Origin of the sequence: Ancylobacter terrae (assembly GCF_045108345.1) — a bacterium.
Lineage (GTDB): Bacteria > Pseudomonadota > Alphaproteobacteria > Rhizobiales > Xanthobacteraceae > Ancylobacter.
The window spans coordinates 2,560,287-2,574,007 of record NZ_JBJGXH010000001.1 but is presented as its reverse complement, the minus strand read 5'-3'; the positions used below and the strand labels follow the sequence as shown (position 1 = coordinate 2,574,007).

15 protein-coding genes and 1 tRNA gene are annotated in these 13,721 nt (G+C 68.8%); 7 read left to right on the top strand and 9 right to left on the bottom strand.

Annotation, left to right across the window (positions count from 1 at the left end; all coding sequences use genetic code 11):
• Positions 1-282 precede the first annotated feature (282 nt).
• Complete coding sequence (locus ACEUEL_RS12470) at positions 283-2,004, top strand: cation:proton antiporter domain-containing protein (RefSeq protein ID WP_405705505.1); 1,722 nt, start codon at positions 283-285, stop codon at positions 2,002-2,004.
• A gap of 445 nt (positions 2,005-2,449) precedes the next feature.
• On the opposite strand, the gene yghX is transcribed toward ACEUEL_RS12470, so the two are convergent.
• The 4 genes from yghX to ACEUEL_RS12450 form a co-directional block, all read right to left on the bottom strand.
• On the bottom strand, positions 2,450-3,376 hold the full coding sequence (gene yghX, locus ACEUEL_RS12465) for a YghX family hydrolase (RefSeq protein WP_405705502.1): 927 nt from the start codon (positions 3,374-3,376) through the stop codon (positions 2,450-2,452).
• A gap of 213 nt (positions 3,377-3,589) precedes the next feature.
• Positions 3,590-4,036 (bottom strand): hypothetical protein, encoded by a 447-nt coding sequence (locus ACEUEL_RS12460; RefSeq protein WP_405705499.1) that lies wholly within the window; start codon positions 4,034-4,036, stop codon positions 3,590-3,592.
• A gap of 170 nt (positions 4,037-4,206) precedes the next feature.
• Entirely contained in the window at positions 4,207-4,404 is a 198-nt protein-coding gene (locus tag ACEUEL_RS12455; RefSeq protein WP_405705497.1) for a hypothetical protein, read from the bottom strand.
• 140 nt (positions 4,405-4,544) lie between these two features.
• Positions 4,545-4,621: transfer RNA gene (locus ACEUEL_RS12450), tRNA-His, on the bottom strand.
• A gap of 194 nt (positions 4,622-4,815) precedes the next feature.
• Between ACEUEL_RS12450 and ACEUEL_RS12445 the strand changes: the two genes are divergently transcribed.
• The 3 genes from ACEUEL_RS12445 to ACEUEL_RS12435 all read left to right on the top strand — a co-directional run bounded on the left by ACEUEL_RS12445 (position 4,816) and on the right by ACEUEL_RS12435 (position 7,357).
• Complete coding sequence (locus ACEUEL_RS12445) at positions 4,816-5,028, top strand: DUF4089 domain-containing protein (RefSeq protein WP_405705494.1); 213 nt, start codon at positions 4,816-4,818, stop codon at positions 5,026-5,028.
• 20 nt (positions 5,029-5,048) lie between these two features.
• A complete protein-coding gene (locus tag ACEUEL_RS12440) occupies positions 5,049-6,437 on the top strand; it encodes an AtzE family amidohydrolase (protein ID WP_405706756.1) in 1,389 nt (462 codons plus the stop codon).
• A gap of 359 nt (positions 6,438-6,796) precedes the next feature.
• A complete protein-coding gene (locus ACEUEL_RS12435) occupies positions 6,797-7,357 on the top strand; it encodes a hypothetical protein (protein WP_405705491.1) in 561 nt (186 codons plus the stop codon).
• A 170-nt stretch (positions 7,358-7,527) separates the two neighbouring features.
• On the opposite strand, the gene ACEUEL_RS12430 is transcribed toward ACEUEL_RS12435, so the two are convergent.
• On the bottom strand, positions 7,528-8,301 hold the full coding sequence (locus ACEUEL_RS12430) for a TIGR02186 family protein (RefSeq protein ID WP_405705488.1): 774 nt from the start codon (positions 8,299-8,301) through the stop codon (positions 7,528-7,530).
• Positions 8,298-9,224 carry a sulfite exporter TauE/SafE family protein gene (locus tag ACEUEL_RS12425; RefSeq protein WP_405705485.1) on the bottom strand — a complete coding sequence of 309 codons (927 nt, stop codon included), beginning with the start codon at positions 9,222-9,224 and terminating at the stop codon, positions 8,298-8,300. Before ACEUEL_RS12425 ends, ACEUEL_RS12430 begins: the two co-directional genes overlap by 4 nt.
• A gap of 335 nt (positions 9,225-9,559) precedes the next feature.
• Between ACEUEL_RS12425 and ACEUEL_RS12420 the strand changes: the two genes are divergently transcribed.
• Together ACEUEL_RS12420 and ACEUEL_RS12415 are read left to right on the top strand one after the other, a co-directional pair.
• Positions 9,560-10,837, top strand: coding sequence for a PQQ-dependent sugar dehydrogenase (locus tag ACEUEL_RS12420; protein ID WP_405705482.1), 1,278 nt, complete (start codon positions 9,560-9,562; stop codon positions 10,835-10,837).
• A 68-nt stretch (positions 10,838-10,905) separates the two neighbouring features.
• Positions 10,906-11,250 carry a c-type cytochrome gene (locus ACEUEL_RS12415; RefSeq protein ID WP_405705479.1) on the top strand — a complete coding sequence of 115 codons (345 nt, stop codon included), beginning with the start codon at positions 10,906-10,908 and terminating at the stop codon, positions 11,248-11,250.
• Here the strand turns inward: ACEUEL_RS12415 and ACEUEL_RS12410 are convergent.
• The 3 genes from ACEUEL_RS12410 to meaB form a co-directional block, all read right to left on the bottom strand.
• Positions 11,228-11,836 carry a pyroglutamyl-peptidase I family protein gene (locus tag ACEUEL_RS12410; RefSeq protein ID WP_405705477.1) on the bottom strand — a complete coding sequence of 203 codons (609 nt, stop codon included), beginning with the start codon at positions 11,834-11,836 and terminating at the stop codon, positions 11,228-11,230. The two genes, ACEUEL_RS12415 and ACEUEL_RS12410, sit on opposite strands and share 23 nt — an antisense overlap.
• Positions 11,837-11,839: 3 nt before the next feature.
• The gene (locus ACEUEL_RS12405; protein ID WP_405705474.1) at positions 11,840-12,247 is read right to left on the bottom strand and encodes a response regulator; all 408 of its coding nucleotides are present in this window, start codon (positions 12,245-12,247) and stop codon (positions 11,840-11,842) included.
• A 130-nt stretch (positions 12,248-12,377) separates the two neighbouring features.
• On the bottom strand, positions 12,378-13,364 hold the full coding sequence (gene meaB / locus ACEUEL_RS12400; protein WP_405705471.1) for a methylmalonyl Co-A mutase-associated GTPase MeaB: 987 nt from the start codon (positions 13,362-13,364) through the stop codon (positions 12,378-12,380).
• Between the two features lie 152 nt (positions 13,365-13,516).
• Here meaB and ACEUEL_RS12395 point away from each other — a divergent pair, with 152 nt between their 5' ends.
• Positions 13,517-13,720 carry a CsbD family protein gene (locus tag ACEUEL_RS12395; protein WP_405705468.1) on the top strand — a complete coding sequence of 68 codons (204 nt, stop codon included), beginning with the start codon at positions 13,517-13,519 and terminating at the stop codon, positions 13,718-13,720.
• Position 13,721: the final 1 nt, after the last annotated feature.

The window sequence follows — 13,721 nt, the reverse complement described above, 5'->3', positions numbered from 1 at the left end:
GCGATGCTCCGGCTGACGTTGCGACACTGTGCAACCTCCAGCCGCTGGAGGAGCAAGGGGGCCTGGTGTCTTTTTCGGATGCCGCCGGCGCGGGGCCGTGCGGCCGCGTGACGATTTGCCCTTTTCAGCACAAGGCGTTGGCCCTATTGAAAAGCGCCCAACAATGAAGGTCGTGATGATGCCGAACACGGCGCAGTCCCGTGCCGCGCGAGGCGGGCCGGTGCGTTCCCGGAGTTCCGTCTGCATGATGCGGCCGATCCCGGCCGGGCGGGGCGCGGCGCGATGAACCACGACGTCGCCCTCATCTCGACCATCGCCATGGGCTTCGTCGTGGCGTTCTGCTTCGGCTTCCTCGCCATACGCCTGCGGCTGCCGCCGCTGGTGGGCTATCTGGTCGCGGGCATCGTGCTCGGCACCTCGACGCCGGGTTTCGTCGCCGATGCCGGCATGGCCGGCCAGCTCGCCGAGGTCGGCGTCATCCTGCTGATGTTCGGCGTCGGCCTGCATTTCTCGGCGGCCGACCTCATGGCGGTGCGCTCCGTCGCCATCCCCGGGGCGATCGCGCAGATCGCCGTCGCCAGCATCATGGGCCTCGTGCTGGCGGAATTTTGGGGCTGGAGCTTCGGGTCCGGCCTCATCTTCGGCTTCAGCCTGTCGGTGGCGAGCACGGTGGTGCTGCTGCGCGCGCTCGACGAGCGCAACGCCGTCGGCTCGACGGTCGGGCGCATCTCGGTCGGCTGGCTCATCGTCGAGGATCTCGCCACCGTGCTGGCGCTGGTGCTGCTGCCGGCGATGGCGGGGCTGCTTGGCGGCCATGCCCCCGGCGGCCACGGCGAGGAAGCGGTCGCGCAGGGCGGGGCCGGGCTGGCGCTCACCCTCGCCATCACGCTCGGCAAGGTCGGCGCCTTCGTGGCGCTGGCGATGCTGCTCGGCCCGCGCGCCGTGCCGTGGCTGCTGAAGCAGGTGGCCCGCACCGGCTCGCGCGAACTGTTCACGCTGGCGGTGCTCGCCGTCGCGCTCGGCATCGCCTATGGCTCGGCCGCGGTGTTCGGCGTTTCCTTCGCGCTCGGCGCCTTCTTCGCCGGCGTGGTGCTCAGCGAATCGCATTTCAGCCATCGCGCCGCGGCGGAATCGCTGCCGCTGCAGGATGCCTTCGCGGTGCTGTTCTTCGTCTCCGTGGGCATGCTGTTCGATCCCTCGATCCTGATCCACCAGCCGCTGTCGGTGGCGGCGGTGCTGGCGGTGATCGTGATCGGCAAGTCGCTCGCCGCCTTCCTCATCGTGCTCGCGCTGGGCTATCCGGCGGCGACGGCGCTGGCGGTGTCCGGCGCGCTGGCGCAGATCGGCGAATTCTCCTTCATCCTCGCCGGTCTCGGCATCGCCACCGGGCTGCTGACGGCGGAGGCGCGCGACCTCATCCTCGCCGGCGCGCTGCTGTCCATCACCCTCAACCCGCTCGTCTTCGCCGTGGTCGACAAGGTGCTGCCGAAGGTGAAGCTGATGGGCGGCGCGAATGCCTATGGCCGCGATCGCCTCGCCGCGCTCGAGGTGCGGCTGGAGGAGACCAGCAAGCGGCAGGCCGAGCGCGAGGCCGAGCACAGCCTGCAGATCCAGCAACTGGTCGACCGCTTCCCGATCTTCGCCTCGCTCGATTCGCATGGCCGCGAGGATCTTCTGCTGCTGTTCAACCCGCGCAGCGGCGCGCCGGGCGTCCGGCTGATCCGCAAGGGCGACCGGCCGGACGCCGCCTATTTCATCTCCAGCGGCGCGGTGCAGGTGTCCGTGGGCGGGCGCAACATCCGGCTCGGGCCCGGTGATTTCTTCGGCGAGATGGCGCTGCTGAGCGGCGCCCGCCGCACCGCCGACGTCACCTGCATCGACTATTGCGAATTCCTCGTGCTCACCCGGCGCGACTTCCAGTCCTTCGTGGCCAAGCACCCGGAACTGCGCGAAGGGCTGAACAAGGTCGCCGCCGAGCGCGAGGCGATGAACCGCCAGGGCTGATCGGACGAGGCTGATCGGGCGAGGCTGATCGGGCGGCCCCCGGCGCGGGTCATCGGCCCCGCCGGGGCCTGACTTTAAAGCCCTCCACAGGCGTCATCCCGGAACGGCCGCAGGCCGTATCCGGGATCGCGTGGGTATTCTGGCGGAGGATCCCGGCTTTGCGCCTGCGGCTCCGGCCGGGATGCAGGCGGTCCGGGGGGGCTCGCAGGGCAGTCGCTCAGGCGAGGTATTTGCGGAACCAGGCGAGGGTGCGCTCCCAGGCGAGCGTCGCCGCCGCCTCGTCGTAGCGCGGCGTCGTGTCGTTAAAGCCCTCCACAGGCGTCATCCCGGAACGGCCGCAGGCCGTATCCGGGATCGCGTGGGTATTCTGGCGGAGGATCCCGGCTCTGCGCCTGCGGCTCCGGCCGGGATGACGGCGGTCCGGGGGGCCTCGCAGACCAGTCGCTCAGGCGAGGTATTTGCGGAACCAGGCGAGGGTGCGCTCCCAGGCGAGCGTCGCCGCCGCCGCGTCGTAGCGCGGCGTCGTGTCGTTGTGAAAGCCGTGATTGGTGCCGGGATAGACATGGGCCTCGTAGGTCTTGCCCTGCTCTCTCAGCGCCGCCTCATAGGCCGGCCAGCCGGCATTGATGTTGGGGTCGGTCTCGGCATAGTGCAGCAGCAGCGGCGCCTTGATCCGCGCCACGTCCTCCGCCTTCGGCTGGCGCCCGTAGAAGGGCACGGCGGCCGCGAGCTCGGGATAGGCCACCGCCGCCGCGTTCGACACGCCCCCGCCATAGCAGAAGCCGACGATGCCGACCTTGCCGGTGGTGGCGCTGTCGGCGCGCAGATACTCCACCGCCGCGAAGAAGTCGTTCATCAGCTTCTGCGGGTCGACCTTGGCCTGCAGCTCGCGGCCCTTCTCGTCATTGCCGGGATAGCCGCCGACCGAGGTCAGCCCATCCGGGGCCAGCGCGATGAAGCCGGCCTTGGCGAGGCGCCGCGCGACATCCTCGATATAGGGGTTCAGCCCGCGATTCTCGTGCACCACCACGATCGCCGGCAGTTTGCCCGCCACCTTGGCCGGGCGCACCAGATAACCCTTCACCTCGCCATGCCCGTTCGGGGAGGGGTAGGTGATATACTGCGCGACGATGTCGGGATCGCTCGCCGGCACCTGCTGGGCCAGCGCGTAGTCGGGGCTCAGCGTAGCGAGCAGCGCCGCCGCCGTCATCCCGCCCACCGCGAATTTGCCGGCGCGGTCGAGGAATTCGCGCTTGGTGATGCGGCCATGCGCATAGAAGTCGTAGAGTTCGAGCAGTTCGGGCGGAAAATCCGCCGCCGTCAGCCGCCGCGATCCCGCCGGCTCGATCTTCGCCACTGCCGCCTCGTTCATTCCCGTTCCTCCCGCTGTCCCTGACGACGCAGCGTCATCCTAAGGCCGCGGCGCGGGGCGGCGCCCTTCAAGTCTGTGCGAGCGGAGCGGGCAGGGCCCGCGCTCTCGCCCGCAGTCTGTGCGAGCGGGGAGGGCGCTTCTCTCCGAGCCGGGGGGCGCGCCCCGCCCGACTCGCCGGCGTCGAGCCGCTGCGCGCGCCATTGCCCGGGCGAATCAGCCCTTCAGCAGCCGCGAGGCATCGTCGAGGGCCTTGCCGCACGCCGCGGCATCGCCGCGCGCATCGGCCTGCCGGGCGGTGTCGAGCGCGTTGCCGAGGTCGCGCGCGGCGTTGCCGGCCGCCGCGTTGTCGCCCGCCTGCGCCGCCGTCGGCGCGCCTTGCGTCTGCGCGCGCACGTCGCCGGGCGAGGTCGCGCGGTTGCCGACCGCCGCGTTCATCGAACTGGTGCCCCCGGTGCCGGGAGCCTCCCCGGCCTTCGGCACCTCGCGCGGCGTCGCCGGAACGCTGCCGGTGACGTCGCCGGAGGTGGCCGCGGTCGGGCCGGAGCCGGCATCCGACGTGGCGAGCGTCTTTTCCATCGCGGCGATGCGTTCGGTGCAGGGCCCGGCCAGCGCCGGGCCGCAGAGCAGCGTCAGGGACAGGGCGATCAGGCTCGTTTTCATGGCGTTTCCTCCGCGCGATCCAGGGTTGTCGTTGCCCGGACAAGGCGTGAGGCGAGCCGACGGTTCCATGGCGGAGCGCGAAAGGGAGGCCCGTACCGCTGCCGGCGGGCGATCGGTATCGCTGTCCGTCGCCGGTACACCCGCGCGCCGGACGCCCGTCGCCGGGAGGGTCAGTCCCGCCGCCGCTTGCGCTTGCGCACCGGCTTGTTGTCGTTGGCCGCCATCACCCACTGGAACATGCGGGCGAGGAAATAGGGCATCCACCGGGGCGCGACGGAGTAGGGATTGGAGTCCGGCAGATAGCCGCCCCGCTTCTTCGAGGTCTCCATTTCGCGCCGGATGCGCGATCGATCGTCGCTCTTGCCCATTGCCAAGGAACCCCCGCAAGGCGTCGCACCGACTCAAACCTAGGGGAACGCATCCCCGTGAACAATGCCGCGCGTCAGCGGGCACCCCGGCACCGCGAGACGCGGTTCCCGATTAGCGGCAGAACATCTTTGGGGGTGCGTGGTACAGCTGGGTGGGCTCGAACCACCGACCTCCGGTTCCACAGACCGGCGCTCTAACCAACTGAGCTACAGCTGCGTGCCCAAGACGGCGCGGAACCTACTTGGGCCGCCGCCGCTTTGCAAGGCCATTGCGCGCCCTGTGGGCAACACCGTCGCGCCCGGTCGCGCAGGCCTTCCCGGTACGGTCCGGCCGCGCGCCCCTGCCGCGCTGGCACGGTTTCTGTATGCTCTCCCGCGCCGGCCCCCGCCGGCAGCACAGGAACCGCCCGCATGCCGCGTGACGCCGCCCCGTCCCCCGAAGCCACCGCGCCCGATCCCGGCGCTTTCCTCGATGCCGGCCTGGCGCTGGTCGGGCTGCCGCTGGAGCCGGAGCTGCGCCCACGGGTGCTGATGCATCTCGCCATCGCGGTCGAGCTCGCCGGCCTCATCACCGCTTTCCCGCTCTCCGACGAGGCGGAGCCCGCCCCGGTGTACCGCCCGTGAACGCCACACCCGTCACCACCATGCCCGATCCCGCCGATGCGCTTGCCATCGCGCGCGCCGTCCGCGCCGGCCGCGTCACCGCCCGCGCCGTCACCGAAGCCTGCCTCGCCCGCATCGCCGCGGCCGACCCGGTGCTCAACGCCTTCACCGAGGTCACCGCCGCCCGCGCGCTGACCGAGGCCGCTGCGATCGATCGGGCGATCGTGGCGGGCGAGACCGTCGGCCCGCTCGCCGGGGTGCCCTATGCCGTCAAGAACCTGTTCGATCTCGAGGGCGTGGCGACGCTCGCCGGCTCGAAGATCAACCGCGCCCACGCTCCCGCCCCGCGAGACGCCGCGCTGGTGGAGCGCATGGCCGCCGCCGGGGCGGTCTGCGTCGGGGCGCTGAACATGGGCGAATACGCCTATGATTTCACCGGCGAGAACCTGCATGAGGGCCCCTCGCGCAACCCGCACGATCCCGCCCACATGTCGGGCGGCTCCTCCGGCGGCTCCGGCGCGGCGGTGGGCGGCAAGCTGGTGCCGATCGCGCTCGGCTCCGACACCAACGGCTCGATCCGCGTGCCCTCGTCCTTCTGCGGCACCTTCGGCATCAAGCCCACCTATGGGCGGCTGTCGCGGGCGCGCAGCTTCCCCTTCGTGGCGAGCTTCGATCATCTCGGCCCCTTCGCCCGTTCGACCGCCGATCTCGCCGCCGCTTACGATGCGATGCTCGGCCCCGACCCGGACGATCCCGCCAGCGCCGACCGCCCCGCCGAGCCGGTGAGCGCCGCGCTGGCCAAGGGCGCGCAGGGGCTGCGCATCGGCGTGCTCGGCGGCTGGTTCGCCCGCGCCGGCACGCCGCAGGCCTATGACGCCGTCGCCCGCGCCGCCGCCGCGCTCGGTGCCACGGGGACGGTCGAGTTCCCCGAGGTCGAGCGCGCCCGGGCCGGCGCCTATCTCATCTCCATGGCCGAGGGCGCCGCGCTCCATCTCGACCGGCTGCGCGAGCACCCGGCCGATTTCGATCCGGCGGTGCGCGAGCGCCTGCTCGCCGGCGCCGTGCTGCCGGGCATCTGGATCGCCAAGGCGCAGAAGTTCCGCCGCTGGTACCGCGACCGCGTCGCGGCGCTGTTCGCGGATTGGGACGTGCTGATCGCCCCGGCGACGCCGGTGCCCGCGCCGCTGATCGGCCAGAAGACCTTCGTGCTGGACGGCAAGGAAATGCTGGTGCGGCCGAATATCGGCATCTACACCCAGCCGCTCTCCTTCATCGGCCTGCCGGTGGTCGCCGCGCCGATCCCCGGCGGCGGCCCGCTGCCGATCGCGGTGCAGCTCGTCGCCGCGCCCTGGCGGGAGGAAGCCGCCTTCCGCGCCGCCGCCGCGCTGGAAGCCGCCGGCGTCGCCTTCGCCCCCGAGCCGGTGGCGTAGGGGAGGGGCCGGCGACCGTCTGGAAGCCGGCCCCGAGACCTTATCCCGGAACGGCCGCAGGCCGTATCCGGGATCGCGTGGGTGCCCTGGCCAGCGATCCCGTATCCGCGATCGCATCCAGCATGGCGAGCGATCCCGGCTCTTCGCCTACGGCTCCGGCCCGGATGACGGTGCTTCGAGGGAAGGCGCCGACAGGTTCTCGGGAGCATGGCGACAGCAAGACGTCCTGAAGGATGCTGAAGCAGGTTACAGCCCTCCGGCCCCTCAATGGAGACGCTGCCATGGCGGTAGCAGGCGCCCCGCCTTGCCGGTAGTCTCGGCGTCGGGCAGCGGCGCGGCCGGGCGGGCGAGAGAGCGTGATGAGTGGCGAGACGGGCCGCGAGGGGCCGGCCGAGATCGAGCGGGACGCGGGGCTGCGCCCGCACGCCGAGCGGATGAACAGCACGGACGGGCTGACCTATTTCAAATCCATCCTCGACCTCGCCGAAAGCACCGACCGCTTCCTGTTCGAGATCACCCGCAACAACCTGTTCGCCTTCGGCGCGCTCAGCGTCTTCTGCACGACCAGCATCTTCGACCTCACCAAGGACATCCAGTTCACCATCGTGGTGCTGTGCGTCTCGGCGATCGTCATCTCCATCGGGTCGGCGATACTGACCGTCTACTATTACGACTGGTCGGTTTTTCTCTACGACAAGGCGTGGATGATCGAGAAGGCGTGGCTGCGCGGCAAGCGCGGCGACGTGCTGGCGGAGGAATTGCGCGAGAAGGCCAACCCCGGCCGCCCGCGCGTGCCCCGGCCGGCCTGGCTGCCGCAGGTGAAATGGCCGCGCGGCTTCTATTTCTGGGCGAACCTCATGCCGGGCCTCGCCGCCGGCGGCCTGCTGGCGGCGGTCGCCTTCGGGTTCATCCATTTCTGAAACCGGCGGTGCCGCGCGGCGGGCATGGGGGCGCCGGATGGAGCCGACCGGCGCGCGAGGGGCGCATGACGCGCATCGTCCGCCGCATCGTTCATCGCATCGGTCTGATCGGTCCGGATCGCACTCACCATCCACCTCACCGCACTGACTGGGTCAGTGCGGAAACGGCCTCAATCGCGGCGGAAGGCGATGTTGCCGATGAAGCCGATCAGCAGCGCGCCGAGCGCGGTGGCGAGGCCGTAGAACACGCTGTGATCGCGCGCCGCGACCGCGACCGTTTCCTCGAAATCGGTTTTCCCGACCGTGAAGGAGGCGAAGCCGCGCCCGATCATCTCTTTGTTCTGGAACAGCTTTACGGAAACCTCATAGGTCCCGACCGGCGCCGTTCCGGGGATCGGGATCGCCGCCCGGAACACATGCGGGGCGATGAAGGCGACCCCCGCGGTACGCTCGTAGTAGAGGCCCTGCGCCTCCTTCACCCGCAGGAACGCCTGCCGGAACGGGTCGTGCGGCACGACATCGGCAAAATCGGTCCCGATCCGCTGCAGGAAGCGGTTGTCCGCCAGCCCCAGCTGCTCCTGCCGGCGCGTCTCGGCGTCGGCGATTTCGCTGACGGGACGGTTACTTAGCACGGCGAGATAGGCGGGCGCGCCGAGGAAGGCGCGGCTGTCGACGTTCATCCAGAGCCCGAAGCGCGGCTCCTTGCGGCGGGTGACGAAGTCACGCCCCGGGCCCCGCACGGTCACCACGGCGTCGAGCGGGGCGTCGGCGGGAACGAGGTCGCCCGGGACCACGCCGAACAGCACGAGGTCGTCGCCGGTGAAGCTGGAGGTGATGGTAACGCGTTGTTTCGAAAGGGAAAGGACGAGATCGTCCGCCCGCGCCGGCAGGGCGCCGACCGCCGCCGCGGCGAGACCGGCGAGCAGGACGAGGCGGGCGATCATCGCGCCGCCTCGTCGATCGCGACTGAGTAGGGGTCGGCCGGCGGCATGATCTGGTCGTAGGCGACCCGCAGCCCCACCATCAGCACCAGCAGCCCCAGCAGCAGCCGCAGGTGCTCGGCCCGCACCGACTGCCCGGCGCGGGCGCCGAACTGCGCCCCGATCGTCCCGCCAACCATCAGAACCAGCGCGAGAATCGCGTCCACGGTCTGGTTCGCGACAGCATGCATCACCGTCGCCGCGACCATGGTCACGAGGGTCAGCAGCAGCGAGGTGCCGATCGCCGTGAGGGTCGGCACCCGCAGCAGGTAGATCAGCGCCGGCACCAGGATGAAGCCGCCGCCGATGCCCATCAGCGCGCCGAGAAGGCCGATGACGAGGCCGATCGCGACCACCGGGATGATCGAGACATAGATGCGCGACTGCCGGAACCGCACCTTGAACGGCAGCCGCGTGAACCAGGCGTGCGTGCCGGGCCGGCGGACCTGCGCCGGGCCGCCCGTGCGGCTGCGGATCAGCGCGCGCACGCCCTCGATCACCATCAGCGACCCGATCGTACCGAGCAGCGTGATGTAGGACAGCGCAATCACCAGATCGAGCTGACCGTACTGACGCAACCACCGGAACGCCAAAACACCTATCATAGTACCGGTAAAGCCGCCTGCCGTCAGCAGAAAACCAAGTTTCAGGTCGACCATCCGTCGACGCATGTAGGTCAACGTTCCCGAGAAGGATGACGCCGCCATGTGCGTCGACACGGTAGCGACGGCGACGGCCGGCCCTATGCCGAGAAACACCAGCAGGGGTGTCATCAGGAAGCCGCCACCGACGCCGAACATGCCCGAGATGAAGCCCACCGCCATGCCGAGCGCCAGCAGGGTGAAGATGTTCAGCGGGATTTCGGCGATCGGCAGATAGATGGTCACGGGATGGAGCCAACGACCGCTGTGGAGCACTGCCGACCGCTTTAGCAGCATTTTTGCCGATGCGCGGCCTTTCCCTTCGATCGGACGTGAACGTTCGCCGGACGCCCTCCGACCTGACGTTGGGTTTCGGTGCTGGCGCGAGGTATTGGCAGCGACCGCACTGCAACACGCAGTCTGAAGCGAGGATAATGTAGTATTATAATGTTACACTCAAATGGATTTCAGAAATATTTGAAGATAGGGCATAGGAGCTGACTTAACGTTATCGCCCGCCATGTTAGCGTGACATCCGTCAACGGGCCCGATCGAGGCCTGGTTCATCGTGGGAGGAGTCAATGTCCTATACACGGCGCCGCAGCCAAGCGGCGGCTGGAATCTTGGCGTGGGCGCTCGCGGGTGTGGCGCTTCCCGCTTTCGCCCAATCCACCGACAACATGGAAAAGCTGTCCAACTTCCAGTCGACCGGCGCGTCGATGGAGATGGAGACGGTGCCGCAGACCGGTCCCCGCGCAGCGGCGTTCAACAAGACGCTCGCGGGCATCAAGCTGCCCGACGGGTTCAAGATTTCGCTCTATGCCATCGTGCCGGATGCGCGCGAGATGGCGGTCGGCCCCAATGCCGGCGTCGTCTTCGTCGGAACCCGCAAGTCCAAGGTCTGGGCGGTGACCGACCGCGACAAGGACCGCGTGGCCGACGAGGTCAAGGTGTTCGCGCCCTCCGTGCAGTTCAAACTGCCGAATGGCGTGTGCTTCTCGAAGGACGGTTTCCTGTTCGTGGCCGAGCAGAACCGCGTCCTGCTGTTCCCGGCCGCCGAGTTCTTCTACGAGGGGCCCGATGTCGCCGCCTTCAACGTGGTGAAGCAGGGCGATCTGATTCCCAAGGCGGAAGAGTCCTACAACCACACCGCCCGCATCTGCCGCATCGGGCCGGACGACAAGCTCTATGTGAGCCTTGGCCAGCCCTTCAATGTCTTCCCGCCCGAGAAGATGGATCTCTACAACAAGGTCGGCATCGGCGGCATCGTGCGGTTCGATCGCGACGGCAAGAACCGCGAAGTTTATGCCACCGGCATTCGCAACTCCGTGGGCATGGATTTCAACCCGAAGGACAAGACCCTGTGGTTCACCGACAATCAGGTGGACGGGATGGGCGACGACATCCCACCGGGCGAGCTCAACCGCGCGGTGAAGGCCGGACAGACCTTCGGGTTCCCCTATTACGGCGGCGGCAGCGTCCGCACCGTCGAGTACAAGGACCAGACTCCCCCGGCCGATGCCGTGAAGCCCCAGATCGAGATGGCGGCACATGCTGCCGATCTTGGCATGGCGTTCTACACCGGCAGCCAGTTCCCGGCGAAATACCGCGGCGGCATCTTCTCGGCGCAGCATGGCTCATGGAACCGCACCAAGCCGGTCGGCGCGCGGGTCATGTTCACCACGCTGAACGACGACGGCACCGCCAAGAGCACGGAACCCTTCGCCGAGGGTTGGCTGACGGCCAATGGCGAATATCTCGGGCGCCCCGCCTCGGTGGCGGTGCTGAATGACGGTTCGCTGCTGGTCTCCGACGATATGGCCGGTGCGATCTATCGCATCTCCTACGGCAACAACTGACAGTCGCTACGCGTATCCCGGCCGCCGGCATGGGCCCGGCGGTCGGGGGGCGAGCGCGGGAAATCGTGATGAAGACCGTATCTGCGTTTCTGACGGGATTGCTCGTCACGGCCGCACTCGCGGCGGGCCTGCCTTCCCGCGCATGGGCCGGCGACCCCGTGGCCGGTCGCGCCGCGGCGTCCGGTCAGTGTGCCGTGTGCCACGGCGCCAACGGCATGTCCCAGCATCCCGAGGCGCCGAACCTCGCCGGGCAGGTCGAGATGTATCTCGTCAAGGCGCTGGAGGATTTCCGTTCCGGCGCCCGCAAGAACGAGATGATGACCGTCGTCACGCAGAACATCACCGACGACGCCATCGCCAATCTCGCCGCCTGGTATGCATCGATCGAGATCAGCGTGAAGGAGCAGCCCTGAGCTGAGCCGCAAGCGCCATGACAATATCTTCAAGGCCGCGCAACAGGGCCGGAAGACCGATTCCAGCCCGCACCGGAGGCGGTATGTGTACAAAAACGGCGCGGGCCGGGCGTCCTCTCGCTCCTACGCTGGCGTAGGCACGATAGGCGAGGGCATTGCACAGGTAGCGCCCGGCGTCGCGCGAGAGGCCCGCGGGAAGGCGGGCCAATCGCAGAGCGTGGAGCAGGGCTGCCGGTAGCGCCGCGCAGGGCCGTCGCCCCGGACCGCCGGTCACCAGCGCCCGCCCCGGCGCGTGACGTCGCGCGGCATCCGGCGAACGCGAGGCGGCATTCGCGGCCCACAGCTCGATGGAGACATGCCGCCGTCGCGCGGCAAGGCCCAGCATCAGGACGATATCGGGCCGCGACGCTGCGAGATGGGCATCGAACGCGTCGAGTATCGCCCACTCGGTCGGCAATATGCGGGACTCGACATGGATCCCGCGGGATATGAGACGGCGCCGCCGTGCCATCTCACGGGCAAGGGTGCTGGTGGGATTGACCGGCGCGCCCGGAAAACGTCCGAAGCCGGTCACCAGCACGCGCATCGGCTAGCCGACCTCCCGGCCGCGTGTCCCGGTACCGATCGCTTGAAGCAGGGCCGCTTCGAGTTCGTTCAGTTGGAAGGGCTTGCCGAGGCGCGGAAGTTGCCGCCATTCCTCAGGGAACGAGGCATCGTCATAGCCGCTCGCGAACACGAACGGGATTGCCCGTGCCGCGAGCGCATGAGCGACATCATAGCTGCGCTGGCCGCCCACATTCACGTCGATCAGGGCGGCATCGATGCGGACGGTTTCGGCCGCGATGAAGGCCAGAGCCTCGTCGACCCGGCTGGCCGTCGACACGGCCTCCGCTCCCAACTCCTCGATCATGGCCTCGACCATCATCGCCACCAAAGGCTCGTCCTCCAGAATGAAGATCCTGCAGCCGTTCAGTGGCTGACGGGCGTCGAAACTCATCGTATTCGGTCTTTCCGCGACATGCATGGATTCAGCCCCGTTCATCGGCCGTGACCGATGCGGGCAGTGGGATAACATTACCGGTTCCGTCGCCCGCGGCACCGTCATTTGACGTATTGTCCGGCGGTGGTCACAGGCGAAGCCCCAGCGCGATCTCCTCGGCCGCGCGCGAAGGCGCCAGCCGGCCGGCTGCGACGTCCGTCTCGATCACCGGAATCCGGGCGCGCAGTACCGGGTCGTCGCGCAGGCGGGCACGCAGGCGCTCGTCGAGCAGGGTCCACATCCACTTCACCTGCTGCTGGCTGCGCCGGGCGGTCCGCGCGCCAGCGGCCTGCGACCGTTCACGGTGGAGCCGAATTTGGCTCCAGAGGTCGGCGATCCCCTCGCCGGTCAGGCCGGAATAGGTCAGCACCGGCGGCGACCAATGCGGCTCGCGACCGCCGAGCACATGCAAGGCGGCGCGATACTCGCCCGCCGCGGCGAGCGCGCGGGAGCGGTTGTCGCCATCGGCCTTGTTCACCGCAACGATGTCCGCGAGTTCCAGCACGCCCTTCTTGATTCCCTGCAACTCATCGCCCGCACCGGGCAGCATCAAGACGAGGAACGTATCGGTCATGTCGCAGACCGCCGTTTCCGATTGGCCGACACCCACGGTCTCGACCAGCACCACATCGAACCCTGCGGCCTCGCACAGCAGCAGAGTTTCGCGTGTCCGCGCCGCGACACCTCCGAGGGATAAACCCGCCGGTGAGGGGCGCACATAGGCGTGCGGTTCCGTCGCCAGCCGCGCCATGCGGGTCTTGTCGCCGAGGATCGATCCGCCTGTGCGGGAGGAGGAAGGATCTACCGCAAGCACGGCGAGACGATGGCCGCAACCGATCAGATGATGGCCGAGGGCGTCGATCGTGGTCGACTTTCCCACCCCCGGCACCCCGGTGACTCCCACGCGTATGGCGTTGCCGGTGTAGGGAAGAATTGCCTGCAGCAACGCGTCGGCGCTCTCGCGATGCTCCGCCTTCCGCGATTCCACCAGCGTGATGGCGCGCGCCAGGCTCGCCCTCCGCCCCTGCAGCACGCCGTCGACGAGGTCGCGGTAATCGGATCTGGGCGCGTTCATGCCGGCAGGTTTCCGCTGCCGGCTGGGCTGCTGATGAGGCGGACTGGCGGAATGGATCGAATTCCGGACTGGGGCGTTATCGAAGCGATGCTAGCAGCCAGTACGGTACCTGACGAGGCGCCGCAATTGACCATTCGACAGGAGACAAAGTCATGAACTGGGACCGCATCGAAGGTAACTGGAAGCAGGTCAAGGGTCAGGTGCGCCAGCAGTGGGGCAAGCTGACCGATGACGACCTCGCCCGCATGAACGGCAAGCGGCAGGAACTGGAAGGCGTGCTTCAGGAGCGCTACGGCTTGGCCAAGGACGAGGCCAACCGCCAGATCGACGACTGGGCCAATCGCTTCAAGATGTGAT

What these genes read in the sequence shown, in the direction of transcription:
- ACEUEL_RS12470 (WP_405705505.1), top strand. Translation starts at nt 283, where the DNA reads ATGAACCACGACGTCGCCCTCATCTCGACCATCGCCATGGGCTTCGTC.
- yghX (WP_405705502.1), bottom strand. Translation starts at nt 3,376, where the DNA reads ATGAACGAGGCGGCAGTGGCGAAGATCGAGCCGGCGGGATCGCGGCGG.
- ACEUEL_RS12460 (WP_405705499.1), bottom strand. Translation starts at nt 4,036, where the DNA reads ATGAAAACGAGCCTGATCGCCCTGTCCCTGACGCTGCTCTGCGGCCCG.
- ACEUEL_RS12455 (WP_405705497.1), bottom strand. Translation starts at nt 4,404, where the DNA reads ATGGGCAAGAGCGACGATCGATCGCGCATCCGGCGCGAAATGGAGACC.
- ACEUEL_RS12445 (WP_405705494.1), top strand. Translation starts at nt 4,816, where the DNA reads ATGCCGCGTGACGCCGCCCCGTCCCCCGAAGCCACCGCGCCCGATCCC.
- ACEUEL_RS12440 (WP_405706756.1), top strand. Translation starts at nt 5,049, where the DNA reads ATGCCCGATCCCGCCGATGCGCTTGCCATCGCGCGCGCCGTCCGCGCC.
- ACEUEL_RS12435 (WP_405705491.1), top strand. Translation starts at nt 6,797, where the DNA reads ATGAGTGGCGAGACGGGCCGCGAGGGGCCGGCCGAGATCGAGCGGGAC.
- ACEUEL_RS12430 (WP_405705488.1), bottom strand. Translation starts at nt 8,301, where the DNA reads ATGATCGCCCGCCTCGTCCTGCTCGCCGGTCTCGCCGCGGCGGCGGTC.
- ACEUEL_RS12420 (WP_405705482.1), top strand. Translation starts at nt 9,560, where the DNA reads ATGTCCTATACACGGCGCCGCAGCCAAGCGGCGGCTGGAATCTTGGCG.
- ACEUEL_RS12415 (WP_405705479.1), top strand. Translation starts at nt 10,906, where the DNA reads ATGAAGACCGTATCTGCGTTTCTGACGGGATTGCTCGTCACGGCCGCA.
- ACEUEL_RS12410 (WP_405705477.1), bottom strand. Translation starts at nt 11,836, where the DNA reads ATGCGCGTGCTGGTGACCGGCTTCGGACGTTTTCCGGGCGCGCCGGTC.
- ACEUEL_RS12405 (WP_405705474.1), bottom strand. Translation starts at nt 12,247, where the DNA reads ATGAGTTTCGACGCCCGTCAGCCACTGAACGGCTGCAGGATCTTCATT.
- meaB (WP_405705471.1), bottom strand. Translation starts at nt 13,364, where the DNA reads ATGAACGCGCCCAGATCCGATTACCGCGACCTCGTCGACGGCGTGCTG.
- ACEUEL_RS12395 (WP_405705468.1), top strand. Translation starts at nt 13,517, where the DNA reads ATGAACTGGGACCGCATCGAAGGTAACTGGAAGCAGGTCAAGGGTCAG.